Origin of the sequence: Paenibacillus terrae (assembly GCF_005217525.1) — a bacterium.
GTDB classification, from domain to species: Bacteria; Bacillota; Bacilli; order Paenibacillales; family Paenibacillaceae; genus Paenibacillus; species Paenibacillus terrae_C.
On sequence record NZ_PNXQ01000012.1, the window covers coordinates 118,595 to 145,140 of the forward strand.

Genomic DNA, 26,546 nt, shown 5'->3' on the forward strand with positions numbered 1-26,546 from the left:
GGAAGCAAATAAATATGGAGGAAGTAGAGGTAGAGTCAGCAGTACCAGCAGAGGAATAATGAACACTGGGAACGACAAGTAAGCTGGATTAAAATGAAATCGCAAGGAGAGCCGTATTTACGTGCTCTCTTTTTTGCATATTTTTAATTATAGCAGCAGGAATCTTTAGTTTATGAGTTAGAAGGAGGGGGTTCAGAAGGGTATAATAAAATATAGTGCTGTATGATGATCACACGCTGATCTGGAAGGACGGCTGTCGAGCAATTGGAGGAATGCTAGTGGGGATGATGTTCTCTTTTCTAAAAAAATATCGGGTTCCAGCCATCGCGGCGCTCGTGATGATGCTGCTGGAGCTGACGGTAGAATTGTCGCAACCGTATCTGATCTCCAAAATTATTGATGAGGGCATCCGACAGCAGGATTTGTCCGTCGTCTGGTTATGGGGCGGTGTGCTGGTAGGAAGCGCCGTTATTGCTTTTATAGCGGGAATTTCCAGTTCCTTTTTTGCTTCCCATGCCAGTCAGGGCTTTGGGTATGATTTGCGGGAAAGGCTGTATCATAAGGTGCAATCCTTTTCCTATCCGGTTTTTAAACGCTTTGCTACCTCATCGCTGATTACCCGTCTGACGGGAGACGTTACGCAGGTGCAGGATACGGTGTTTATGAGCTTGCGGTTTATGACACGGGTGCCGCTGGTGGTGATTGGCAGCATTGTAATGGCGCTGGTCGTGCATTTCAGGCTAGGACTGTTGCTGGCAGTCATGGCTCCAGTGCTGTTCGTGTTTGTGCTTGTGATGATGCGGCGAACTGTTACGTTGTTTAAAGGTGTCCAGCGTCGTTTGGATGACGTTAACGGGGTGATTCAGGAGAATCTGACAGGTATCCGGCTCATACGGGTTTTTGTGCGGATGCGGCATGAAATCGAGCGCTTTGCCCACTATGGGGGCGAATTGATGAAAGGGACGGTTTCCGCTTTGCGCTGGACGGAAACGACGATGCCGTTCATTTTGTTTACCATGAATGTGGGAATTATCGCCGTGCTTTGGTTCGGACGGGGGCAAATTGCAACAGGGGATGCCAGTGTGGGACAGGTGGTCGCTGTCGTCAATTATTCACTGCGGACGATTGGAGCCTTGTCTGCCTTGTCGGGGATTGTTGTCGTGTTTTCCCGGGCGACCGCTTCCACGGCAAGGATTCGTGAGGTATTGGAGACACATCATGAAGAACATGGAGAACGGGAGCCTGTTCCAACACATAACACGCGAATCCAGGGACAGGTGGAACTGGATCGGGTGAGCTTTCATTATCCGGGCAGCGATCTCGCGGTGCTAAAGGATATTTCCTTTATGGCTCGACCGGGTGAGCGCATCGCTATTATGGGGGCCACTGGGTCGGGTAAATCCTCACTTGTGCAGCTCATTACGCGTTTGTATGAAGAAGATGAGGGCCGTGTGCGCTTTGACGGCAAGGACGCGCGGGAACTGGACGCTTCCATACTGCGTGAGGCCATTGGATATGTGCCGCAGGAGGTGCTTCTTTTCACTGGCTCGATTCGGGAAAATATCGCTTGGGGGCTGGAGGATGCCAGTCTGGAGCAGATTCAGGAAGCAGCTCGTATGGCGCAAATTCACGATATGATTGAGCGCTTGCCGCAAGGCTATGACACGATGCTGGGACAGCGCGGTGTGAATCTGTCCGGTGGACAGAAGCAACGGCTATCTATTGCCCGCGCGCTGGTGCGCCATCCGGCGGTGCTTATTTTGGATGACAGCACCAGTGCGCTGGATGTACGGACAGAGGCTGCTTTGCTGGAGGCGCTGGAAGGCTTGTCCTGCACGACCTTTCTTATTACGCAGAAGATCAGCTCGACCGCATCGGCAGATCAGATTTTACTGTTGGATGAAGGCCGTCTGATTGCGAGTGGAAGTCATGATCATTTAATGGACAGCTCAGGGCTGTATCGACGCATCTATGAATCACAATACGGAAAGGAGGAGTCGCATGTTCAAGGAACTCATTGATCCCTTCCGTCAGCCTACACCACCGTCCGGTGTGCTGCGCAACCCGGCAGGAGCAGAGGGACGCCGCAAAGCCAAGGCCAAGAACTGGTCCGGCACACTGGGCAGGATATGGGAGTATTTGGCCCGCCGCAAGGCCAAGCTAATGCTGGTGCTGTTCATGGTACTGCTCAGCTCCGGGCTGGCTTTGCTGGGTCCGTATTTGGTCGGCGTTGCGGTGGACCATTTTCTGGAAGGTCCGGGCGGACGCACGTGGATTTATTTTCTCATTGGGTTGGGTGCTGTGTATTTGCTCAATTCGCTGACCTCCTGGCTGCAAAATATCTGGATGATCGAAATCGCCCAGGAGACGGTGTACCGGATGCGTTTCGACCTGTTTTCGCATTTGCATCGCTTGCCGATTCCTTTTTACGGTAAACGTCAGCAGGGAGAGATCATGAGTCGATTGACCAATGATATCGAAAATGTCAGCTCTACGCTGAATAGCTCAGCCATTCAGATTTTTTCGAGCGTATTGACGCTGGTGGGTACACTCGCAGTCATGCTGTGGTTAAGCCCGCTGATGACACTGCTAACCTTTATCGTGGTGCCGCTGATGGCAGTCGGGATGCGCTGGATTACGCGTCGTACAGGTCCCTTATACAAGGAACGGCAGAAGAACCTGGGCGAATTGAACGGATATATCGAAGAAACGTTATCCGGGCAGCAGATTATCAAAGCATTTTCGCAGGAAAAGAGGGTTATTCGCGGCTTTAGTGAACGTAATGACCGTATCCGTCTGTCGGGCTTCTGGGCACAAACGATTTCCGGCTTTATCCCCAAGCTGATGAACGGGCTGAACAATCTCAGCTTTGCCATTGTGGCAGGAATCGGCGGGATTTTGGCTATACACGGTTCTATTACCATCGGAACGATTATCATCTTTGTAGAGTATGCCCGCCAGTTCACCAGACCGCTGAACGATCTGGCTAACCAGTGGAATACCCTGCTGTCCGCTATTGCCGGAGCTGAACGCGTATTTGAAATATTGGATGAGGATGAGGAGTCCAAGGACGAGCACGGCGCCGTAGAGCTGGAGCATGTCGAGGGCGCAGTTCGGTTTACCGATGTTTCCTTCGGCTACGATGAGGGGGGCGATACGTTAGAAGGTATTTCCTTTGAAGCCAAGCGGGGTGAGATGATCGCGCTGGTCGGTCCGACCGGGGCAGGAAAAACAACGCTGATTCAGCTGATATCCCGTTTTTACAGTCCCGACAAGGGAATGATCACGCTAGACGGGCGCGACATTACCACCGTTCAGCGTGAAAGCTTGCGCTCACATATGGCGTTTGTACTACAGGATTCCTTTCTGTTCCAAGGGACAATCCGTGAAAATATCCGCTTCGGCAGGCTGGATGCCACTGATGAAGAGGTAGAGGAAGCATCGAAGCTTGCGAATGCCCATTCCTTTATCATGCGGCTGAAGGACGGATACGATAAGGTGCTGGAGGCTAACGGCAGCGGCATCAGCCAAGGGCAAAAACAGCTGCTGGCTATTGCCCGTGCTATTTTGGCCAACCCTTCGATCCTCGTACTCGACGAGGCAACCAGCAGCATCGACACGATTACTGAGATGAAAATACAAGAAGGACTGGAGCGGCTTATGCAAGGGCGAACAAGCTTTGTCATCGCCCACAGACTGAATACCATTCGTCAGGCTGACCGGATTCTGGTCTTGAAGGATGGTCGTCTGGAGGAGCAGGGTTCTCATGATGAGCTGCTGACCCATAAAGGCTTTTACAGCGACTTATATTATGGTCAGTTAAGAAAGCAAAGCTCTTAAGCTGGCTCTCGATAAACGGATTTGCAGGTTGTTCTGGTTGTGGGCGATATCGTCCATGACCAGAAAGTCGAACAGTGCTTTCACAACGTTTAATATACCCATACCCCGTATATGTATGTTAGTATTGGTGTGCAAGAATAAAATCCCACTTCGAAGGAGAGGTCATCATGAAAATCGCAATCATGCTTTTCGATGGAATCACAGCTTTAGATGCAATTGGTCCATACGATGTATTTGCTGCTACACTAAAATGTGAAGTGAAGTTTGTCGCTAGGAAAAAAGGGTTAATCAAACTGGACTCAAATATGGGTTATTTGCATGCCGATTACAGTTTTTCAGAAGTACCTTCAGCCGATATTCTTGTTGTTCCAGGTTGCAGTCCGCCAAATTATAAAACTCCAATGAATGACGAAGAAACGTTAAACTGGATTCGCCAAATACATGAAACTACGAAATGGACCACGTCGGTTTGTAACGGCTCTCTGATTTTGAGCGCAGCAGGCTTGTTAAATGGCACCGTAGCCACCAGTCATTGGGGTTCCTTAGACCTGCTCCAATCTCTAGGAGCTATTCCTACAGATGAGAGAGTGGTTCGTCAGGGCAAAATCATTACAGCAGCCGGTGTCTCCTCTGGTATTGACATGGCACTCCAGCTAATAGCATGGGAATTGGGAGAAGATATGAGTAAAGGAGTCCAGTTGATTTTGGAATACGATCCTCAACCTCCGTTTGACACGGGCTCACCCAAGAAAGCACCTGCTTTATTGGTAGAACAAATAAGAGGCATGTTACAAGAGTTTGCAAAACGGGAACCCAATGTGTAAATCAAGAAGGAGCGGTATAATGAAACCACATTTTATCCCTTTCTCTGTTAAAACCTTGTCCCGTTGAAACGCAAAAAAGAGCCGTAAACCGGCTCTACATAAAGCATGCATTATTATACGGATTTAGTAATCGGGCTGTGTAAAGGGCTAGTTTCAAGCTCAGCCGATGCTGAAGCCATCTCCGCCTGTCTGCCGGGATGAAACTCATTTTCTGATTTGGCGACGATGACAGTAGCGACCCCGTTACCGATCAGATTGGTGATGGCGCGTGCTTCTGACATAAAGCGGTCAACGCCAAGCAGTAGCGCCATCCCGGCCAGCGGGATCGAAGGAAATGCCGCCAACGTGGCTGCCAGTGTAATAAAACCGGAACCAGTGACGCCCGCGGCTCCCTTCGAGGTCAGCATGAGAATACCGAGCAGTGTCAACTGCTGCCATATGGTCATGTCGACGCCGGAGGCCTGAGCCACGAATATGGCGGCCATGGACAAATAGATCGCCGTACCATCCAGGTTAAACGAATAGCCCGTTGGAATGACCAGGCCAACCACCGATTTGGAACAGCCGTAGTTCTCCATTTTATTCATCATACGTGGCAGGGCAGACTCAGAGGATGAAGTACCAAGTACAAGCAAAATTTCTTCTTTAATATAAGCGATAAACTTGAAAATGCTGAACCCGTACATGCGAGCAATCAGACCGAGCACAATGATAACGAATAAGGCCATAGTCAGGTAAACGGAGCCCATCAGCTTGCCCAGAGAGGTTAACGACCCAATGCCGAATTTACCAATGGTGTATGACATGGCACCAAATGCGGCGATTGGGGACAATTTCATGACCATATTGACGATGCCAAAGAAGGCGTGCGACAATTTGTCGAACAGGACAATGACGGGTTTGGCTTGCTCCCCCATCGCCGTCAGTGAAAGCCCGAAAAGGATGGCAAAAAACAGGATAGGCAGCAAATCTCCGCCTGCCATAGCGCTTACTACATTTTCAGGAATAATGCCTACGAAGAAATCAACTACTCCGTGACTTGTTTCCGCTGCTTTTTGAGCATATTGAGATACGTCTCCGGTTGCTTTGCTCACATCAATGCTTGCTCCCGGTCTTACCAGGTTAACAACGATTAGCCCAATAGCCAGCGCAATCGTGGTAACGATTTCAAAATAGAGAAGGGCCTTTCCGCCGATGCGACCGACCTTCTTCATGTCCCCCATGCTGGCAATCCCGTGTACAACTGTAAAAAATACAATGGGTGCGATGACCATCTTAATGAGCTTGATAAAGGCATCTCCAAGTATTTTGAGCTTTTCGCCTGTTGCAGGAAAAAAGTGACCTAAAAGAATACCCAGCACAATAGCGATAACGACCTGAACCGTCAAGTTTTTAAAATTAATTCTCAGTTTCATAGGGATACGCTCTCGCTTTCTTTTGATTTTTGAAAACGCTTTATTTTTGTATCCCCAGTGTAAAAGCTGCGTTCTTGACAAACAAGAATACGGTCATAACGTTCTTTTTGATCTTTATGGTCCTTGAATCATATCCATCAGGTCCGACCCGATGATGGGAGTAAACTCCTGATAGAGCACGCGCAGACGTTCTCTCCAAAGCTTACGCTCACCCTCGGACAGATGGGTAATTTTAATGTCTCCGGTCTGCTCCAACTGGCGAAGGCGATTCGCATTTTCGTCTGTTTCCCGTTTGCTCCAGCGCGTCGTTTCCTCAAGTGCCTCTTGTAGCACCCGCCTGGCGTCACTTGGGAGGTGATCCCAATCGGATTTGTTAAATACGACGGCATAACCCAGATAGCTGTGGTTGCTGATGGTCATATAACGTTGCACTTGGTAAAACCGTTTGGTGAAAATATTGGATATTGTGTTCTCCTGTCCGTCTGCCGTTCCCGTCTCCAGGCTGTGGTATATTTCATTAAAAGGAGTGCTGATAGTCGATGCTCCCAGCGCTTCAAACTGGCGATCCAACACCTGGCTTGGCTGGATACGAAATTTCAAGCCTGCAAAGTCTGCGGGCTCTCTAATGGGATGGACGTTGTTAGTGATTTGACGAAAGCCGTTCGACCAGAAGGCGACGCTTTTCATTCCATAGGGTTCAAGTGTCTGCGATAACCGCTTGCCCAATTCTCCATTCAGTGCCTGATCGACTTCAGCCTGATTCTCAAAGGCAAACGGAAGATCCATCACTAGCCAGGCTGGATCAATCGCATTCAAATTAGAAAACGAAGGAGCAATCATCTGGATTTCTCCTCGTTGAAGTGCAGCAACCTCCGTGGTTTCTGAATAGCGCATTCCATTGGGGAACACTTGAATCTCAATCCGATCGTTTGATTTTTCTTTAACCCGTTGTGCAAAATGAGCGGCTGCCAGTCCTTTAGGCGAGTTTTCAGCCACCACATGGCTAAATTTGATCACGATCCGATCTTTAAGGCCGGTAAATTCATGATCATAAGGGAGTTTTTCACCAAAATTCTTTTGAAAACCGATCACATAAGCCGTTAGGATACCCAGTACGAGCAAAACACCAAATCCAGCAGCTCTTTTCACAAAGTAACCTCCCATCTGTTGCTATTTTAGACCCATTATTCCACAATGGTATTCAAAGGTAAACGCTTTAAAGGGAAGGAGAAGAGGATGAACAGACTTCGCATATATTGGAAAATAATGATACTTTCATTTGGAGTCGTTCTTTTTTCTCTTTTGATCGGCGGTCTTTTTCTGTTTGGCAGCGCCACCCGGCTCAAGGAAGAAGAACTCAAACAGCGGCTTACGATTACGGCCCAGACGGTTGCGAACCTGCCGGACGTAGTGGAAAGAATTGATGACCCGAATGCTTCTGCCGTGATTGCACCTATGGCGGACAAAATTCGGATATTAAACGATGCGGCTTATATCGTCGTGCTCGATATGAAGCGCAAACGGTTGTCTCACCCGCTTACAGAGCGAATCGGCGGAACGTTTCAGGCTCGGGATGATGATGCCGCATTTGCTGAACATACGTATGTTTCCAAAGTACGCAGCGAGGCGGGCATCGGCTTGCGTTCCTTTGTGCCGATTATGAATGCTTCCTCGGAGCAGGTGGGCGTCGTTGTGGCGGGCGGCCTGCTGCCAAGCGTGACGGAGATTATCCGTCAGGAAAAGCAATCCATCATCATCACTTCGTTGCTGTCGCTGATGTTTGGGGTGATTGGCTCCGCATTGCTGGCCCGTCATATTAAGCTCCAGATGTTCAACCTGGAGCCGCAGGAGATTGCTAGAATGTTTCGTGAGCGAAGCGCAGCCTTTCAAGCGATGCATGAGGGGGTCATTGCGATTGACCGCAATTGCTTCATTACGATTTTTAACGAACGAGCCAAGCAAATCTTCGATGTGCACCGCGATGTAGCGGGCTTGCCGATCCGCGAGGTCCTCCCGGATACCCGGTTGCCGGAAGTGCTGGATTTGGGAGTGGCGATTCTGAGTAAGGAGCTGAAAATTGGCGGAACCATTATTTGGAGTAACCGAATTCCCATCCGTGAACAGGGAGTTACTCTAGGGGCAATCGCCATATTTCAGGACAAGACCGAGGTGACGAGAATGGCCGAGGAGCTCACAGGTGTCAAAGAGTTTGTTCATGGGCTTCGTGCACAAAATCATGAGCATATGAACAAGATGCATACCGTCGCCGGCTTGCTCCAGCTTGGGCAGCAGAACGAGGCGTTAAGCTATCTGTTTGAGGTGACCGAGCAACAGGAGGAGATCACGCGCTTCCTTCAACGGCATTTCGATGATGACGGAGTTGCAGGACTGCTATTGGGTAAAATTAGCCGTGGTAAAGAGCTCGGGATTGATATCAGGATTGATCCTGCCAGCAAAATGAGTTATTTTCCCTGGCTGATTGACCGCCATGATTTCGTTCTGTTACTCGGAAATTTAATTGAGAATGCCTTTGATGCACTGGCGGATACAGAAGCCGGCTCCAAGGAGATTTATGTCAGCATCCAGCAGGATGACGAATATATGTTCATATTGGTCGAGGATAATGGCTGTGGAATGTCGGAGACAACGAAGCAACGAATGCTCGAACGCGGATTTACGACTAAGGACGGAGAAAGCCGCGGCATGGGGCTGTATTTACTAAGCGGGATTATCACCAAGGGGAACGGCCGCCTGACATGCGAATCTTCACTTGGCTTGGGGACTTCGATAGAGATTCTATTTCCGTTGAGGGAGAGAGGGGGAAGGAGCGACGATGAGTAAACCTATAAAATCACTTTTTCGTGTGCTGCTGGTCGAGGATGATCCGATGGTACAAGAGGTGAATAGACTGTTTATCGAACAGGTTGACGGGTTCCAGGTGGTAGGTCTGGCCTCCAACGGGCTTCGGGGGTTGGAACTGATCGAGGAGCTACAGCCTGATCTGATTTTTCTTGACGTATTCATGCCGTCGCTGGACGGAATTACGACTTTACAGCGCATCCGTTCCCTGGCATTGCCTGTAGATGTAGTTGTCGTGACCGCCGCGAAGGATACGGAAACGATCCGCGAAATGATGCGAAACGGAGCGTTCGATTATATCATTAAACCGTTTAAGGTAGAGCGTATCCACCATACGCTGGAGCGTTACCGGGTGCAGCAGGCTGGATTATGGGCGGAGGAAGTAGGAACCCAGGAAGAGCTGGACCTTATTATGCAAAATGGAGAAGCTGTTAAGGATGTGGTAGTACCTGCTCCAGTATACGAGGAATGGGCGATGTCCTACGATGAACTGCCAAAGGGCTTGAATGCTGCCACCCTGAAACAGGTGCTTGTGGTCATGGAGCAGCACGGCGGCAAGCTGTCTGCTGAAGAAACCGCCGAGGGAGTAGGTATTGCCCGTGTAACGGCAAGAAGGTATCTGGATTATCTGGAGAAAAGAGGGATCGTGCGCCTGGTTGTGCATTACGGCGGGGTCGGTCGTCCCGTGAATCGGTACGAGCTGCTGCGTGATCAAAATGACCATAAGTAACAATATGGACAAAAGCTTCCCAACGCTTTTATGAAAGCGATAACATGTAAAGGCAGGGGAACCTGGAAAAGAAACAATACACGTGTCTGTCTTAGTGCCGCACACGTGCTATGAAAAGAATAGGAGTGGGTGTACCGTGGCCTTTAATAGTCTGATTCTTCGGTTGGAGCTCGTTCATGCCAAAGTAAACTTCGGTGAGGTAGCATCAACGATCAGCCGTGCTGGTGGAGACATTACTTCCATTGATGTTATTCGCCCCGGACAGGATTCGTCCGTTCGTGACATCACAGTTCACGTCGCTGAAATAGCAGAGACTTCGCTCATCGAATCACTCAAATCGTTAGCAGGCATTCAACTCATTAACGTTTCTGACCGCACGTTTCTCGCGCACTTGGGGGGTAAAATATCAGTCCAACCCAATTTGCCGATCAAAAATCGGGATGATCTATCTCGGGTATATACGCCAGGGGTGGCCCGCGTCTGCACGTCCATTCATGAAAATCCGAAAAAAGCGTACTCGCTGACTATCAAACGAAACACTGTTGCGGTTGTAACCGATGGTACCGCTGTGCTGGGGCTTGGCGATATCGGTCCGCATGCGGCTGCGCCCGTGATGGAAGGCAAAGCGATGCTGTTCAAGCAACTCGCCGGAGTCGACGCCTTTCCTATCTGTCTGGATACGAAGGATACAGAGGAAATCATCCGTACCATTAAGGCGATCAGTCCTATTTTCGGGGGAATTAATTTAGAGGATATCAGTTCTCCACGCTGCTTCGAGGTCGAAACCCGTCTGGCGGAAGAATTGGATATTCCCGTCTTTCACGATGATCAGCACGGAACGGCGGTGGTTGTGATTGCCGGGCTGCTGAATGCGCTAAAGGTGGTTGGGAAGCGGATCGAAAATGTTCGGGTCGTTGTGAACGGAATAGGGGCCGCAGGCGTGTCAATATGCAAAATGCTGCTGGCTGCAGGGGTAAACCGGCTTGTGCCTGTAGACCGGGATGGAGCTATTGTACGTGGCGAGACCTATTCCCATCCGATGTGGCAGTGGCTGGCGGATCAGCCTCAAGTGGAGCCGGAGCCAGGCACGTTAAAAGAAGTCATCCGTGATGCGGATGTGTTCATCGGTGTGTCACGTGCCAATCTGCTGAATGCCTCAGATGTACAGGGGATGGCGGTGGATAGTATTGTTTTTGCTATGGCCAACCCGCATCCGGAGATAGTGCCCGAAGAAGCGATACCGCATGTTCGCGTGTTTGCGACAGGACGCAGTGACTATCCGAATCAAATCAACAACGTACTTGTATTTCCGGGAATTTTCAGAGGAGCGCTCGATTGCCGCGCACGCCGTATTAACGAGCCGATGAAATTGGCCGCCTCCCGCGCAATTGCTTCTGTCGTAAGTGAACGGGAGTTAAACGAGCAATACATTATTCCAAGCATCTTCAACGAACAGGTCGTTACCGAGGTGAGGAAGGCCGTAATTGAAGCGGCTATTTTGACGGGAACGGCACGGCGTATTCCACCGGATTTCAGATAGCCCGCTAGAGCGAAATAGAATTACATAGCATCGTCTGTTAAACTGTGAAAATAAGCGGTTGCAGATACGTTGCCGTGTTAGCTGACCTATTTTGCGGAGGTGCGGGGATGAACGGAAGTCTGTTTGAGCCACGGCTGCGTGACGGGGATTATAGTCCCCGTTTTTTTGCTTACTATTACAAGCAGTGGCACGATTACACCATGCCATATCACGAACATCATTCTACAGAAATTATGTACATGATCTCCGGCTTGTGCCGGGTAGATGTACAGACGGGAGAGAAAGCGGGAGAAAGCATCACGCTGCGTAAAGGGGAATTTATTATGCTCGACGCGGGTGTGTCGCACCGACTGGTCGTAGAAGGAGAGCAACCGTGCCGGATGCTGAATGTGGAGTTCGGTTTTACGGAAGGGGTGCAAGTAGGTCCGTCTATCCGACAAATGGCAGGGGAAGAGCATGAGGTCACAGCCTTCATGTCGCATCCATTCCCGTACCTGGTGCTGTCTGACCCGGAAGAGGTGTATTATACGCTGAAAAGCCTCGTACTGGAACTGGATCGGCGAAAAAAGCATCCGGGCGCAATGGCTGAGCTGCTGTTTATACAATTACTCGTGCGGATTGCGCGTTTACGTGAGGAAATGGAACGCAGTAACACGCAGCAAACGGATGTCTACATTAGACGTTGCATCGAATTTCTCCATCTTAACTATGATCGGGAAATTCTGGTCAAGGATATGGCATCCGCGGTGAATCTGCATCCGGGGTACTTGCACCGCATTTTCAAAAAGCATACCGGACAAACACTCACCGCCTATTTGACGATGCTGCGGATGGACAAGGCTCGAATGCTGCTTCAGCAAACGGACATTCCCATTCATGAAATTGCCGATTATGTAGGCGTAGGCAGCAGGCAGTATTTTCATATGCTGTTCAAAAAGCATACAGGCAAGACGCCTGTTGAATACCGCTCTGCCGTGGAACGCCATGTGTGGAACTATGCGGAGGAGGAAGGGGGCATTACAAATAAGCAATAAGAAGCCTCTGAACCATTGCCGATTTTAAGTCGGTATGACTTCAGAGGTCTTGTGTTTTAAAGCATTTTCACACGTGTCCGGGCTTCTTGAGAGCTAAAGTTAGGTCATTTCCCGAGCCACATATTTTCCATCTGTTCAAGTGATCTTCCCTTGGTTTCAGGAACCTTGCGCCATATAAAGACTACGACGAACAACGAGATGGCTCCGAATGTCCAAAAAGTATTGGACGGACCGACTGAACTCAGCAGAGGAGGGAATGCCTGGGACACCAGATAATCGCCGGCCCATAATGCCATCGAAGCGATGGCGACCGCTTTGCCGCGAATGCGGTTCGGAAAGATCTCCGAGATCATAACCCATACGATCGGCCCAAGTGATATAGCGTAGGAGGCCACGTAAATCAAAATCATAATGAGCACAAGCGGTCCGGTGGTCAAATTCATTTTGAATACGGTTCCGATAATGACCAAACAGAGGGTCATCAACGAGGTGCCGATCATCAGCAGGACTTTTCGTCCTGCTTTGTCGATCAGCCAGACGGATACGATGGTAAACAGCACATTGATCAACCCGATCCAGATGGTCTGGGTCAAAGAGGCGTCCGTACCAAGTCCCATTCCTTTAAAGATAATCGGCGCGTAATATAAAATGGCATTGATGCCGGTAATATGCTGCATAATGGCGAGCATGACACCGATAAAGAGAGCGACCCGAATACCGGGAGCGAACAATTGTTTAAGTGAGTCATTCTCATTTTTGAACGATTCCTTGATATCAAGCACTTCCTGTTTAGCGGCTTCTTCACCGTGAATTTTCAGCAGAATCGGCAGCGCTTCATAAGGTCGATTCTGTTTAATAAGCCATCTCGGGCTTTCGGGTATGAAGAGCATCAAGAGCATAAAGATCAGTCCCGGAACGGCTCCCACTCCGAACATCCAGCGCCAGGCTGTTGAGACACCCCAGGCTTCATCCCCCAGGCTGACGATCCAAGAATTCTGAAAATAAACCAGGAAAATGCCTGTTACGATCGCCAACTGATTTAAAGCAACCAAACGGCCACGGTATTTGGCGGGAGCGATCTCCGCGTTGTACACCGGACAAATGGTGGAAGTGATTCCTATGCCGACGCCGCCGATCATGCGAAAGATAACATACCCGGTGAACGTATCTTGAAGCGCAGAGCAGATCGAGCCGACGACGAATAAAAATCCGGCGGCCAGCAATACCTTTTTTCTGCCGATCCTTTCACTCATGTAGCCAGAGAGAGCCGCTCCTGTGACACTCCCGACAATCAGACTCGACACCGCCCAACCAACCTGAAATTCGCTCAGCGAAAAACGCTGCTGTAGGAATTCGACTGCTCCCGAAACAACCGCGATATCAAAACCGAACAGGATGCCTCCAAGCGCAGCTACGATGGATACCAGCGTCACAAAAAGCATATTGGGTTTTTCTGATTGAAGCGCTTTCTGTTGAGCGCTTTCATTATTGATGATTACTGCCATATTATCATCTCCCCTCCAGATTCCTGGAACCTCATTCCGTTCTTCGAGGAGAAGTATAACATGCGCTTATAAAAGAAAGGCCGGTTATCGTCTTCAATAAACGGACCTTTTCATGCACGATTTTGGCTTTGATTCCCGAATTGGAGACGGAGGGGGTAAACCTAGCATTACCTTGTCATTCGAGCTTAAAAAAATCCATGCCGATGGTCGGCATGGATGAATCTCTACTATTTTTGGCCTTTGAACTCAGTGGGAGGAACGCCCGTTATCTTCTTAAAGACGCGGCTAAAATAGTTCGGGTCCTTATAACCCACTTCAAAGCTGATTTCCTTAAGAGCGAGGTTGCCGGCCTTAATCAGAGAAATGGCTTTATCAATCCGCAGCCGGGTTACGAAGTCGATGAACGTTTCTCCGTATTCCTGTTTGAAAATTTTGCTGAAATAGTGAGGATTCAAATGGACGAAATCAGCTACTTCTTCCAGCGAAAGATCATCGTTGAATCGTTCCTCGATATACATTTTCGCCCTGCCCAGCATAGTCAGTGTTTGAACCTCCCGCTGTTCGCGTATCCGTTGCAGTGCTGACATGACGTACGTCTGCTGAAGTATTCCTTTCTCCGCTTTGACGGCAAGCAAACCAGTCTCTGACGACTTCAGTTCGTCAAAGTGGCAGTAACCCTCATCCCGGTTGCGTAGGGTGGAGGCAAAAACGGCTTCGAAATAGGACTTACGAAGTCCTTCCTCGCCGCTATGCAGCGATCCGATTCCAATGACCGTCTTTATGCCAAGTTGCTGCCGGGCAAGCTCGGAGAGCTGCTGGACAAGGTGTTTAACCAACTGCCGCCAACTGTTTTCGCTGGTGGCAGGCGGCTTTCGTAAAAAAGTGGCTACATGATTGTCGATCAAGGAGCTTACAATTGAATTCGGGCCATGCGTTTTTACATAGCTTCGGAAATGATCGTAAATTTTCTTTTTATCCTGCTCGTCCGTATATCTGTCAAAGGCAGCAATGATGGCGCTTCCCTGATCAAGAGGAAAGTCCAGCCATTCCGACAGCTGGGAAGCGCTCGAATCCACCGTCTGGTCGACCATAAGCATTAAAGCCAGCTCATTTTCTGCGAGCGGCATCAGCTGCGAGATTTTGTGCCTAAGCTCCAATTCTTCCGTACGTGCCCGCTTCTCGCGCTCAATTTCTTCAATCAGTTGTTTCAGTGTACCGATGACTAACTCTCGCTTCGCCGGCTTCAGAATATATTCTTTTACGCCCAAAGAGAGCGCCTCCCGGGCATAGGCAAAATAATCATAGGCGGTGACGAGCACGAATCGGGTATCGGGAAGCCGCTCCTTTAATTCACGAAGCGCTTCGAGTCCGTCAATTCCGGGCATATTGATATCCAGAATGGCAATATGGGGACGGTGCTCTTCCGCGCATTCAATCGCCATGCGGCCGTTGCCGGCATGAATAAACCGGAATACCCCCGGCATCGCCCGTTCCACTGTCAATTCCAGTCCTTCCCTCTCCAAGGCCTCGTCATCCGCGATCAACAACCGATACATCAGTCCGCTCACTCTCCTTCTTAACTGGGATTCGTATTGTTATGGCAGTACCTTGTCCGGTATTGCTGCTGATTTCAACCATTCCTTCCTTTCCGTAAAACAACTGCAGCCGCTTAAACACGTTTTGCATTCCAAGTCCCGTTGAACTGCTGCTTTCGGCTCTGCCTTCAAGACGGAGCACGGACAGTCGGGTTTCCTCTGCCATGCCCTTTCCATTGTCCGAAATTACAATTTGCACATCCTCGCCCGCTCTCGACAGCGTCAACGCGATAATGGCTCCGTTTTCCATATCTGCGACACCATAAAGAAAAGCGTTTTCAATCAACGGCTGGATCGTCAGGGCCGGAATTTGCTGCTGAAGTACGGAAGCGTCAAATTGAAGATCAAAGCGAATTCTGTCCCGGAAGCGCGCCTGCTGGATGGTTACGTATTCGCGGATATGATCCAGCTCCTCCTGGAGAGTTACGGGTTTGTCCAGCTTCTGTAGGCTGTACCGCAGAAGATTGGACATCGAAACGATCAGGTCGCTGGTCTTCTCTGCCCCTTCCAGGATCGCCAGCTTGGAGAGCACATTTAGGGTATTGAACAAAAAATGCGGGTTAATTTGATTTTGCAGGGCCAGAAGCTCCAGCTCCTTCACAAGCCGCCGCATTTCCAGACTCTGTTTATCCTTCTCGATGAGGATGCTCAAATCGGTAGACATTTGCGAAATGGCGTCCGACAGTACGCCTAGTTCGTCATCCCGTCGCGGTTGGGGCTCGATATTCAGATCGCCTGTGGCGATTCGCTTCGCCAGTCCGACAAGTCTGCCGACAGGACCGGTAATGCTGCGCGAGACCCAGATTGCAAGCAAAACCCCCATTAAAGCGTTCATGCCGAACAGCGCCACTCCCAATCCGTTCATTCGTTCATTCTTGTTCCGGATGTTCTCGATGATCGGCCGGTAATAAGCCAGTTCAGCATCGACCAGTCGCTGTCCCTCCTCGTGGGTATAGCTGACGGTTTTCTCCGCTTCAATATAATGTTCAAAAGCCGATTGAGGATCTTGTGCATTGGCGTCCAGAACTGCGGCTTGTTTCTGTTCAAGAAATGTGGCCAACAGATTCACGTAGTCCTCCTCGGCGAATGAAGGGGCGGCCGAGTCGGAGACTTCCTGAATTCTGCCTTTCAACTGCATCAATTGGCGTTCTGTCGGGCCCTGCACAGCCTTATCGTCTCTCGGATTAAGCAGATAGGCGTATAGGAGCTTTAAGTTGCTCTCCGCCGATTCGGAGGTTTGCTCAATGAGCAGAATTCGGCCAAGCATTTCATCGTAGCTCTGTTGTACGACCTTTCCGCTTTGGAATACAAAATAAGCGATGATATTGGCGAACACAACTAGGAGGGGGATGAACAGAAGCAGCTTCGTTCTGATCGTCATCGTCCGTCATCTCCGGCCATGTTGTCGGGAGTGTCCGCATGCACTTCATATACCCTGGTGTATGTTAATTTCTGGGGATCATTCCCCTTTAAGTAATCATTCAGCAGTTTTATGGCCTTAGCCCCCATTTCCACTGGCTGCTGAACAATGGTCAGTTCGATTTTGCAATCTCTGATGGCTTTCAACGTATCGGCCATATCGTCAAAAGCGAAAATCTGCAAGCTCCGCGCTCCGTTCCGCTCCGAGGCTTCCAGAATGCCAGGGCCGTCCAGCGCACTGAATCCGACCATGTAGCGGATCTGCGGATACTGGATGAGCATGTTCTGGGCTTGCTGGGCTGCCTGAAGCCGCGAAATGTCCGAGGAGCGAATCTCCACAATGCGGAGCTCGGGATAGCGGCCGATCACGGAACGAAAGCCGGCAAGCCTGAGCCGCTGGTTCTCGACGCGCTCGTTACTGATCATAACTCCAATGTTGCCACGCTCTCCGGAGGCTTTCGCCAACAGTACGCCCATCCGCTTTCCTGCTCCTTCATTATCCGTTCCGACGTAAGCCAGTCTTCGGGAGTCCGGCTCATCCGTATCGATCGTGATGACGGGTATGCCAAGTCCGGCCGCTTTGTCGATTAATCGGCGATACTCCGGATCATTTATCCCTTGAACCAGAATTGCATCCGCCTTGGCAGCGATCGCTTTATCCAGCAGTTTGATCTGCTCGGACGGATTAATGCGGTCCGGCCCGATATAATCGAGCCGCATACCGTACTGTTCCGCTTCCTTTCGGGCTCCTTGTTCGATTGACCGCCAGTAATAATTGTCCAACTCTTGGGATATCAATACCACTTTTGTATCCGAAACTCTGTCTTTTGGCGAAACCGTTTTCAATTGTTCTGCAAATTGGTGAATTTGAAGAGAAGACAGAGTGAACTGAAACAGCAGCCAGGCAAATGGCAGGAAGACGGGGATAAGGATAAATGTCCATTTACGGTTTGACATGTCTTGCTCCTTTGGGAATATTTACAGACTCAACTCATTATACAGCAACAAAAGAACCGCACACAGCTATCGTTGGCATACGCGCGGTTAATGAGGAGGAATGGCATATTGCAATCAAGGTACATCTGAATATGGATGATAATACAAGTTTAATCCAAATAAGCCTAGTGGGCCTTCGTAGAGTTGATTTTAAATAGAAAAGCTCCGTATCCCACCATATGTTTTACATCTTCATCAGATACTTTGTGGTGATATAGCATTTCACCCTCGATTTCAACAAAGCCCCCGCCAGCTCCGATAATTCCGTCGAAACCCACTTCCAGGATGAAATCGTAAATCTCCGCTTTGGAGCGGTCTGTACAATCTTTTTGCTCATTCTCAGGCTGCTCCTTGCTTTCAAATATTTTCTTTATGTTACTACATTATGGCCCCCGTTGATATAAAGGTTAGGATTTTTGACACCTATACGCGAATCTGGTCATGATTTTGATAACGCTTCCCTCTGGCAAGTTGCTACAATGACGGTATACTACAATTCTAACGCTGGAGGTTGAATACCGTGTCATTTAAAGTGGCTTTTATTGGAGCGGGGAGTATCGGCTTTACCCGTGGAATTTTACGAGATCTGTTGACGGTGCCGGAATTTAACGAGATTGAAGTGTCTTTTACGGACATTAATCAGCACAATCTGGATATGGTCACTGAACTGTGCCAGCGGGATATTCGGGAGAACGGCTTGTCCATTCAAATACAGTCCTCCACGGACCGGAAAGTGGCTTTGAAGGATGCCAAATATGTGATTTGTACGATCCGGGTTGGCGGGCTGGAAGGCTTTGCGACCGATGTAGACATTCCGCTGAAATATGGTGTGGATCAATGCGTGGGCGATACGCTGTGTGCAGGAGGTATTATGTACGGGCAGCGTGGTATTGCGGAAATGCTGGAGATCTGCAAGGATATCCGCGAGCTAAGCGCACCTGATGTGCTGCTGCTGAACTACTCCAACCCGATGGCGATGATGACCTGGGCCTGCAACAAGTACAGCGGCGTACGTACGATTGGGTTGTGTCATGGTGTGCAGCATGGGCATCACCAAATTGCCGAGGTATACGGCTTGGAGAAGCAGGATGTGGACATTGTGTGTGCCGGAATCAATCACCAGACGTGGTATATTCAGGCGTCACATGAAGGCAAGGATCTGACAGCCGGGCTACTGGAGGCTTTTGAAAAGCATCCCGAATATAGCCGTACCGAAAAGGTACGCATCGACATGCTTCGCCGTTTTGGCTATTACAGCACCGAATCGAACGGCCATCTAAGCGAGTATGTTCCCTGGTATCGGAAGCGTCCGGATGAAATTCTTGACTGGATTGATCTGGGAAGCTGGATTAACGGAGAAACGGGAGGCTATCTGCGTGTATGTACGGAAGGACGCAACTGGTTTGAAACAGATTTTCCAAACTGGATGAAGGAAGATCCGCTGGAGTATAAGGCGGAAAAACGCGGTGAGGAGCATGGCTCCTACATTATCGAAGGACTGGAAACAGGACGTGTATACCGGGGACATTTTAATGTCGTCAACAACGGAGTGATTTCCAATCTGCCGGATGATGCGATTATTGAGGCGCCCGGATATGTGGATCGTAACGGCATTTCCATGCCGCTTGTGGGTGAGCTGCCGCTCGGCCCTGCGGCTGTCTGCAATGTTAGTATTTCCGTGCAGCGATTGGCAGTCGAAGCTGCCGTGCATGGGGACGACAAGCTGTTGCGGCAGGCGTTCATGATGGACCCGCTGGTGGGTGCAGTATGCAATCCGAAGGAAATCTGGCAAATGGTCGATGAAATGCTGGTAGCGCAGGAGGCATGGCTGCCGCAATATGGAGCGGCGATTGCCGAGGCGCGCGAACGTTTGGCTGCTGGCAACCTGATCCCGACCCGGGATTACGAGGGAGCGGCGAGGATCAAGGTCAAGACGGTCGAGGAAATGCAATTGGACCGGGAGGCCGCGAACAAAAACGCTGGTGAGTCGGACAAAGGCAAGGATCGTGAAAAGGTGCAAACCAGCTGAGCCTAAACGTCCGGAGCATTTTTCAATAGTCGTAGTGTTAGAAGGGTATTTTTAGCGCCGTGATGGCCTGAAAATGCCCTTTTTTCATAGCCAACTCTCATATTTTCATACCCTCAGGTTTATAGTTGTCGATTCGGGTCGACGGAAATTAAAGAATACAGCCTTGTTATTACAAATCTTTTCTCTCTATGTCGAAGCCCCCGTTCACCATGAGGGCTCGCCACATGAGGGGTGCTCCTTTGAAAAAAGGAACTGGGTCCCCAAAAATATTGTGGCAAAAAAAACCGACAGAGTGGAAATTTATAGCCTAACTAATAATTTAATTCTTGATTTATTCAATTTACAGAATATTTCCAGTTCTATATAATCTAACATAGGAGGTGAACAAGGAATTAAACGACAAGCGTGTATCAAAGTAGAAAGCGCTTACCTTATTGCATCTATGAACGCCGATTTTTGGAGAAAGAAGGCGTAACTCACACATAATCATGTAACAATCAGGTACCGCCATAGGAAGATTCAACAAAATCTACGGAAAGATAGGTGAAGCAATTGAAAACAAAGCAAGTGCTTCGTAAAGGCATGAAGTATGCTTTTGCGCTATCACTCATTGCAAGCAGCTTTCTACCAGGTGCAGGATTTACGGATAAAATATATGCAGAATCCCATGTGGACAATCCTTATCTAGGGGCAACCAAATATGTTAGTCCTGATTATGCGGCTAGCGTCGATACGTCGATTGCCCAGGTTACAGATTCTACACTGAAAGCGAAAATGCAAACCGTCAAAACGTTCCCGACAGCCGTATGGCTTGATCGCATCGCTGCCATTAACGGTGGTGGAGGCAAGCTTGGCCTGGAAGCGCATTTGGATCAAGTGTTGGCGCAAAAGAAAGGCAACACACCAATTACGGCAGAGTTTATTGTATATGATCTGCCCGGACGGGATTGTAAAGCCTTGGCTTCCAACGGTGAGCTGCCGCTGACCCAAGCGGGGCTGGAAACGTACAAAAAGGATTATGTCGATAAAATTGCTGCTATTTTTGCCAATCCGAAGTATCAGGATATCCGCATTGTAGCGATTATTGAACCAGATAGCCTACCAAACTTGGTAACCAATTTGAATACTCCTCAGTGTGCGCAAGCCAAATCTACAGGAATTTATGAAGCCGGGATCAAGTATACAATGAATAAGCTGAACGAGATTCCGAATGTGTACAAATACGTGGATATCGGTCACTCTGGATGGTTAGGTTGGGATAACAATCGTTCAGCAACGGTATCCCTGTTTACAACTATCTTCAAAGATACTAGCAAAGGTCTGTCCAGCGTGGACGGCTTTATCTCGAATACAGCCAATACTTCACCGCTGACAGAACCTAACTTGCCTAATCCAGATTTGAATATCGGTGGACAACCGATCAAATCGTCCAAGTTCTACGAATGGAATCCTAATTTTGATGAATTGCATTTCACAGAGTCATTGCATAAAGATTTTGTCAATGCAGGCTGGCCCAGCTCGCTCGGTATGTTAATTGATACGAGCCGTAATGGATGGGGAGGACCTAACCGTCCGACTGCCGCTGTTGGCAGTGATATTAACTCCTATGTAAACTCAGGCCGTGTAGACAAACGCTCGCATCGCGGCAACTGGTGTAATAGCAGCGGAGCAGGTATGGGTACGCCGCCGCAAACAGCTCCAGCTTCCCATGTCGATGCTTATGTATGGGCGAAACCTCCGGGTGATTCCGATGGTTCCAGCTCGCTCATTCCGAACGATGAGGGTAAAGGCTTTGACCGATACTGTGATCCTACCTATACCACTAAGGATGGCACATTAACAGATGCTTTACCGAATGCACCTATTTCAGGAGCTTGGTTCCATGATCAGTTTGCGATGCTGGTGCAAAATGCATATCCAGCGATTGTCCCTTCATCTGGTGGTGTGGATCCATCACCTACAGCTCCAGCTGTACCGTCAGGCTTAAAGGCAGTTGCGGGCAATGCTCAGGTAACGCTGACTTGGAATGCGTCTACCGGTGCTGATAGCTACACGGTAAAACGTGCCACTAGCGAAGCAGGTCCTTTTACAGCCGTTGCGCCTCTTGTTACTGAGAAAGAGTACACAGATAAGGGGCTGACCAACGGAACAACTTACTTCTATGTTGTAAGTGCTACGAATGCGAAAGGAACAAGTAAGGATTCCACTGCGGTAAGCGCTGAGCCAAAAGGTACACCGACAGATCCAACGGACCCTACAGAACCAGCGGGTGATCTGGTTGTAATGTATCGGGCCGGGGACACCGATCCAGCTAATAACGCAGTCAAGCCTTACTTAAATCTGAAAAATAAAGGTACAACACCAGTGAAGCTGAGTGAGCTGAAAGTCCGGTATTATTTCACGAAAGATGGCAGCCAGGAGCTGCAATCCGCAGTAGACTATGCGCAAGTAGGCAATGATAATGTGCTGCGTACCTTTACAGACAACTATATTGAAATTGGTTTCAATGCTGCTGCTGGCACGCTTGCTGCTGGAGCGCAAACAGGTGATATTCAGATCCGCATCAACAAAAGCGACTGGTCTAACCTGGACGAATCCAATGACTACTCCTTCGATCCAACCAAAACCTCTTATACAGAATGGAATAAAGTAACGTTATTCCATAATGATAAGCTGGTGTGGGGAATCGAGCCTTAGGAATCAGGACAGAAGAAGTGCGCTCAAGCAATGGAAGGGCCCCGAAGGAAAAGCTACGGCACACTGCCGTAGCTTTTTTCGATCGTATTCAGATAAAGAACCTCATGATCAAGAGAATAAGCATTCAAATTGTGTATAATGAAAAAGAATGCTGTTCTACTGTGGAGGTCATCATGAGTAAAAAGTTAATTTTAGATGTAGATACGGGTATCGACGATGCACTTGCCATTGCGTACGCGGTCCATTCGCCAGAATTGGAACTGCTTGGAATTACAACTACCTTTGGCAATATCTCGGTGGAGGAGGCAACACGCAACTCACTGATCCTGCTGGAAAAGTTGGGTGTAGAGGCCCCGGTCGTATCTGGCGCTCACAAGCCGTATGGCCGAGAGCTGTTCAAGCCGTATTCTAGGCATATCCACGGCGAGGACGGGATTGGAAACCAGTTGAAGGGCTCGCCTTCCCGACAGGCAGCATCTGGGGATGCAGCAGATTTTATCATCGGACAGGCTCGTCACTATGAAGGCAAGCTTACCCTTGTAGCGGTGGGACCGCTGACCAACCTTGCGATTGCACTGGATCGCTGCCCCGAACTGCCGCAATTGCTTGACCGTATGATCATTATGGGCGGTGCAGTCACGGTAAAAGGCAACGTGACCCCAACGGCTGAAGCGAATATATATGCCGATCCTGAAGCCGCAGCCTACGTGTTGGGAGCAGGCTTCCCGCTCACGCTGGTTGGACTGGACGTAACCATGCAGACGCTGCTTCCTCAGCATGAAGTGGACAAATGGCGTGAGCAAGGGACCGAGCTGGCCACGTTTATGGCAGATATGACGGACTTCTATATGGAAGCCTATCGTAATTTCAGACCCGGTATCGCGGGCTGTGCTTTGCATGATCCGTTGGCCGTAGGGCTGGCGATTGATTCCAGCTTTGTGGAGACGCGCCCGATGCACATTGCCGTCGAGGTGGGTGATTCCGCCGAGGTTGGTCGTACCCGTGAAGTAACGGACAAGGATCAAGCTCATTTACAGACAAGTATTGACGTGGCACTTGAAGTGGATGCGGATCGGTTTTTGCGTCATTTTCTGAGTCGGGTGGTATAAAAAAATAATACACAAAATTGCCGATGGCACTGCATCGGCAATTTTGTGTATGCATGTTAGGCTGCGCCGCCCTCATAAACCACAAAGGAGGAGATTTATTGTGTTTTCTGCTGCTCAACGACTGCCTTTGCTGGAACACATGTACAATCATGCCCCGACAGGGATAGCCATTTTTTCGAGGGGCGGAAAATGTCTGTACGTTAATCCTGCTCTTTGTCACATGGTCGGATATAAGCAGGAGGAATTGCTGCAAACCCGATATTATCATTTGCTGTATCAAGGAGACAAAGATCGACAAGCGTTGCGAGACGTCTATGCGGGCTGGCTGAAAGCTACGGATCAAGTGTACAAGGCAGAGCTTCGTTTAAGACATCAGCGGGGAATCTCCGTCTGGTTATCGCTGGAATTAACGATATTCGATGACCCGGCTATGGGTCAAACGTATCTGATTGCCTACGCGATGGACATCACAGAAAAAAAAGACATGCAGCAGGTACTCTCGGACAATGAGGACTTGTACATGCTGATTACAGAAAATACGCCAGATGTGATTTCGTTCAGCACGCCGGATGGCAATCTTCAATATGTTTCTCCTTCGGTAGAAAAACTTCTTGGCTACACTAGGCAGGAAATGCTCGGCAAAAAACGGCTCGAATTTTATCATGCAGAAGATGCCGATTATATGCGCGTACATGGAATCTTCCAGGAAACAGGTATTATGAAGCGGCGTGTTCGTCACAAGGACGGGCATTATTTGTGGCTGGAAGTGTCATATCGCATCATTCGGGATGAGGAAGGCAAAATCAAACGAGTTCTGTCCATCGGCCGCAACATCACGGAGCGCCAGAAGAGTGAGGATAATCTTGCAAAAGCCCAGCAACTGGCGATGTTTGGTTCATGGGACTGGGATTTGGTTAACGATGTTTTGCATTTTTCCAAGGAATTCTGCAGTATTTTCGGCTTTAGCGTAAAGCCAGTCGAGACAAGTATTGATTCTTTTCTAGATGCTATTCATCCAGAGGATAAAGAGCGAATGATCGAGATCATTACGAACGTCATTTTAAAAGGGATTCATAAAGAAACCTTTTATCGGATTGTACTGCCTAATGGTGAACAGAAAGTGCTGCGTTCGATCTGGGAAGCGGAAATGGACGAGCGCGGAGAACAGCCGATTCAAATTGTCGGTATGGTACAGGATGTCACGGAGCACCAAAAGATGGAGCAGCGTCTTCGTGAAAGCGAGAACCGTTATAAATCGCTGTTCCAGCATAACCCGCTCGGTATATGCGCCATGAATATGGAGGGGCAAATCCTGAGTGTAAATCCCAGTCTGGAGGAACTTATCGGTTATACAAGGAAGGAACTGCTTGAGGCTGGATTTCTTGCGATGGCTTCTTCTGAGGAACGGGACAAGATCAGGCATCATATGGAGCTTGCAAAGCTGGGAGAAACGCAAACCTATGAATCAGAGTTCATACATAAGGATGGGGAGCGTCTGTCTATCAAGGTAACCAATATTCCGATTTTTGTGCATGAGCATATTGTCGGCTGCTATGGCATTATTGAAAATGTCACTCCTCTCAAAAGCTACATCGCCCAGATCGAAAAGCTCAGCAACGAGCATTCACTCATTCTGAACGCCGTATCCGAAGGCATTGTGGGTCTGAGCACCGAGGGGCATGTCCGTTTTATGAATCCGGCGGCGGTCGAAATGTTTGGAGTGGGATCGGAAAACCCACTGAGCGGGACATGCACGGATATGATTCGCCATGTCGATGAGATAAGCAGACATTACCCGGATGAGCAGCCATCCATTCTTCAGGCGATCCGAAGTGGTGCTTCTTATCAGGCTGAGGAAGCCGTATTTTGGAAAAAAGACGGATCCAGCTTCCTCGTCTCATACCGGATCAGTCCCCTGATGGATAATGGAGAGCGTAAAGGGGCCGTAATGGTTTTTGTAGATATGACGAATGAGAAGGAAATCATCCGGGCCAAGGAATCGGCCGAGCGGGCCGACCGGGCCAAGTCAGAATTTCTTTCTGTGATGAGCCATGAGCTTCGTACACCGATGAACGGAATTATCGGGATGGCCGGGTTGCTCGCAGATACTGAATTGGATGAGGAACAGCGGAGCTATATCGATATTATTACCAATAGCAGCAGTGCTTTAATGCAGATATTGAATGAAATACTGGATTTGAGCAAAATTGAGGCTGGAAAAATGGCGTTGCTGCACGAACCTTTTGAACTTGAGGATATGATGGGCAGTGTGGCGGATCTATTTCTCAAGCAGGCTATGGAAAAAGATATTAAGCTGGAGTGGCATGTGGATCAGGAATTGCCGGGGGTCCTTGTCGGTGACCATGTGCGTATCCGGCAGGTGCTGGTGAATTTGGTGAGCAATGCAATCAAATTTACGGAGCGAGGGCGTGTAAATATCTTTGCCGAGAGCAAGGCTTACAGCAGCCGTAAAAAGAAATGCTTGATTGAGTTCACTGTAACCGATACCGGGATCGGTATTCCCGCAGATCGCCAGCATCTATTGTTTCAGCCTTTTTCCCAGCTCCATCCGGCACTGAATCGAAAATATGGAGGAACAGGCTTGGGGCTGTCTATCTGCAAAAACCTGGTCAGTCTGATGGGCGGCTCCATTGGTGTGGATAGTGACGAGGCCAGAGGAGCCACGTTCCGGTTTCAGCTTGATCTTATGCTGCCAGAAGGGGAAGCGCTTGCGAATATAAGCCGTGACGAGCCTTACGAATCAACGGAATGCTAAAAGAAATAGCCAGTCGTGGTGCTTAACGCATCATGGCTATTTTTATGTTCAAGTGGAATGTATGAAAGAATGGCACAACACACAACAGTCGATGCTATATTATTGAAATAGATATTTACATATCTAAAATAAAAGATATAATGAGGTTTATGGATACTCTAATGATTTTTAAAGCTTT

At 49.0% G+C, this 26,546-nt stretch carries 17 protein-coding genes and 1 pseudogene; 11 read left to right on the forward strand and 7 right to left on the reverse strand.

Features of this window, described 5'->3' with window-relative positions; genetic code table 11:
* The first annotated feature begins 284 nt into the window (after nt 1–284).
* From C1I60_RS10615 to C1I60_RS10625, 3 genes are all read left to right on the forward strand, one after another.
* Nucleotides 285–2,021 (forward strand): ABC transporter ATP-binding protein, encoded by a 1,737-nt coding sequence (locus tag C1I60_RS10615; RefSeq protein WP_137062238.1) that lies wholly within the window; start codon nt 285–287, stop codon nt 2,019–2,021.
* The gene (locus tag C1I60_RS10620) at nt 2,002–3,840 is read left to right on the forward strand and encodes an ABC transporter ATP-binding protein (protein WP_137061690.1); all 1,839 of its coding nucleotides are present in this window, start codon (nt 2,002–2,004) and stop codon (nt 3,838–3,840) included. The genes C1I60_RS10615 and C1I60_RS10620 overlap by 20 nt, the downstream gene beginning before the upstream one ends.
* A 167-nt stretch (nt 3,841–4,007) precedes the next feature.
* Complete coding sequence (locus C1I60_RS10625; RefSeq protein ID WP_137061691.1) at nt 4,008–4,664, forward strand: DJ-1/PfpI family protein; 657 nt, start codon at nt 4,008–4,010, stop codon at nt 4,662–4,664.
* A gap of 113 nt (nt 4,665–4,777) precedes the next feature.
* Here C1I60_RS10625 and C1I60_RS10630 read toward each other — a convergent pair whose 3' ends face one another.
* Nucleotides 4,778–6,079 (reverse strand): dicarboxylate/amino acid:cation symporter, encoded by a 1,302-nt coding sequence (locus tag C1I60_RS10630; RefSeq protein WP_170970778.1) that lies wholly within the window; start codon nt 6,077–6,079, stop codon nt 4,778–4,780.
* A 114-nt stretch (nt 6,080–6,193) separates the two neighbouring features.
* Complete coding sequence (locus tag C1I60_RS10635; RefSeq protein WP_137061692.1) at nt 6,194–7,228, reverse strand: DctP family TRAP transporter solute-binding subunit; 1,035 nt, start codon at nt 7,226–7,228, stop codon at nt 6,194–6,196.
* Between the two features lie 87 nt (nt 7,229–7,315).
* Here C1I60_RS10635 and C1I60_RS10640 point away from each other — a divergent pair, with 87 nt between their 5' ends.
* From C1I60_RS10640 to C1I60_RS10655, 4 genes are all read left to right on the forward strand, one after another.
* A complete protein-coding gene (locus tag C1I60_RS10640) occupies nt 7,316–8,920 on the forward strand; it encodes an ATP-binding protein (protein WP_137061693.1) in 1,605 nt (534 codons plus the stop codon).
* Nucleotides 8,913–9,668, forward strand: a complete 756-nt coding sequence (locus tag C1I60_RS10645; RefSeq protein WP_137061694.1) for a response regulator — start codon at nt 8,913–8,915, stop codon at nt 9,666–9,668. The genes C1I60_RS10640 and C1I60_RS10645 overlap by 8 nt, the downstream gene beginning before the upstream one ends.
* Before the next feature lie 136 nt (nt 9,669–9,804).
* Nucleotides 9,805–11,208: an NAD-dependent malic enzyme gene (locus tag C1I60_RS10650; protein WP_137061695.1), complete on the forward strand. Its 1,404-nt coding sequence runs from the start codon at nt 9,805–9,807 to the stop codon at nt 11,206–11,208.
* A gap of 107 nt (nt 11,209–11,315) precedes the next feature.
* On the forward strand, nt 11,316–12,242 hold the full coding sequence (locus C1I60_RS10655; RefSeq protein WP_137061696.1) for an AraC family transcriptional regulator: 927 nt from the start codon (nt 11,316–11,318) through the stop codon (nt 12,240–12,242).
* Nucleotides 12,243–12,346: 104 nt separating this feature from the next.
* Here the strand turns inward: C1I60_RS10655 and C1I60_RS10660 are convergent, their stop codons facing one another.
* The 5 genes and pseudogenes from C1I60_RS10660 to C1I60_RS10680 all read right to left on the reverse strand — a co-directional run.
* Nucleotides 12,347–13,747, reverse strand: coding sequence for a sugar porter family MFS transporter (locus C1I60_RS10660; RefSeq protein WP_137061697.1), 1,401 nt, complete (start codon nt 13,745–13,747; stop codon nt 12,347–12,349).
* Between the two features lie 227 nt (nt 13,748–13,974).
* Complete coding sequence (locus C1I60_RS10665) at nt 13,975–15,303, reverse strand: AraC family transcriptional regulator (RefSeq protein WP_137061698.1); 1,329 nt, start codon at nt 15,301–15,303, stop codon at nt 13,975–13,977.
* Nucleotides 15,278–16,723 carry a sensor histidine kinase gene (locus C1I60_RS10670; protein WP_137061699.1) on the reverse strand — a complete coding sequence of 482 codons (1,446 nt, stop codon included), beginning with the start codon at nt 16,721–16,723 and terminating at the stop codon, nt 15,278–15,280. Before C1I60_RS10670 ends, C1I60_RS10665 begins: the two co-directional genes overlap by 26 nt.
* On the reverse strand, nt 16,720–17,718 hold the full coding sequence (locus C1I60_RS10675; RefSeq protein ID WP_137061700.1) for a substrate-binding domain-containing protein: 999 nt from the start codon (nt 17,716–17,718) through the stop codon (nt 16,720–16,722). The genes C1I60_RS10670 and C1I60_RS10675 overlap by 4 nt, the downstream gene beginning before the upstream one ends.
* Nucleotides 17,719–17,924: 206 nt before the next feature.
* Nucleotides 17,925–18,080: pseudogene (locus tag C1I60_RS10680) on the reverse strand (Cof-type HAD-IIB family hydrolase); the annotation flags it as partial.
* Nucleotides 18,081–18,277: 197 nt separating this feature from the next.
* On the opposite strand from C1I60_RS10680, the gene C1I60_RS10685 reads away from it, so the two are divergent.
* The 4 genes from C1I60_RS10685 (at nt 18,278) to C1I60_RS10700 (ending at nt 26,368) form a co-directional block, all read left to right on the forward strand.
* On the forward strand, nt 18,278–19,786 hold the full coding sequence (locus C1I60_RS10685; protein WP_137061701.1) for an alpha-glucosidase/alpha-galactosidase: 1,509 nt from the start codon (nt 18,278–18,280) through the stop codon (nt 19,784–19,786).
* Nucleotides 19,787–20,329: 543 nt separating this feature from the next.
* Nucleotides 20,330–22,483 (forward strand): glycoside hydrolase family 6 protein, encoded by a 2,154-nt coding sequence (locus C1I60_RS10690; RefSeq protein ID WP_137061702.1) that lies wholly within the window; start codon nt 20,330–20,332, stop codon nt 22,481–22,483.
* 173 nt (nt 22,484–22,656) lie between these two features.
* Nucleotides 22,657–23,592 carry a nucleoside hydrolase gene (locus C1I60_RS10695; protein WP_137061703.1) on the forward strand — a complete coding sequence of 312 codons (936 nt, stop codon included), beginning with the start codon at nt 22,657–22,659 and terminating at the stop codon, nt 23,590–23,592.
* Nucleotides 23,593–23,692: 100 nt separating this feature from the next.
* Nucleotides 23,693–26,368, forward strand: a complete 2,676-nt coding sequence (locus tag C1I60_RS10700; RefSeq protein WP_137061704.1) for a PAS domain S-box protein — start codon at nt 23,693–23,695, stop codon at nt 26,366–26,368.
* Nucleotides 26,369–26,546 lie beyond the last annotated feature (178 nt).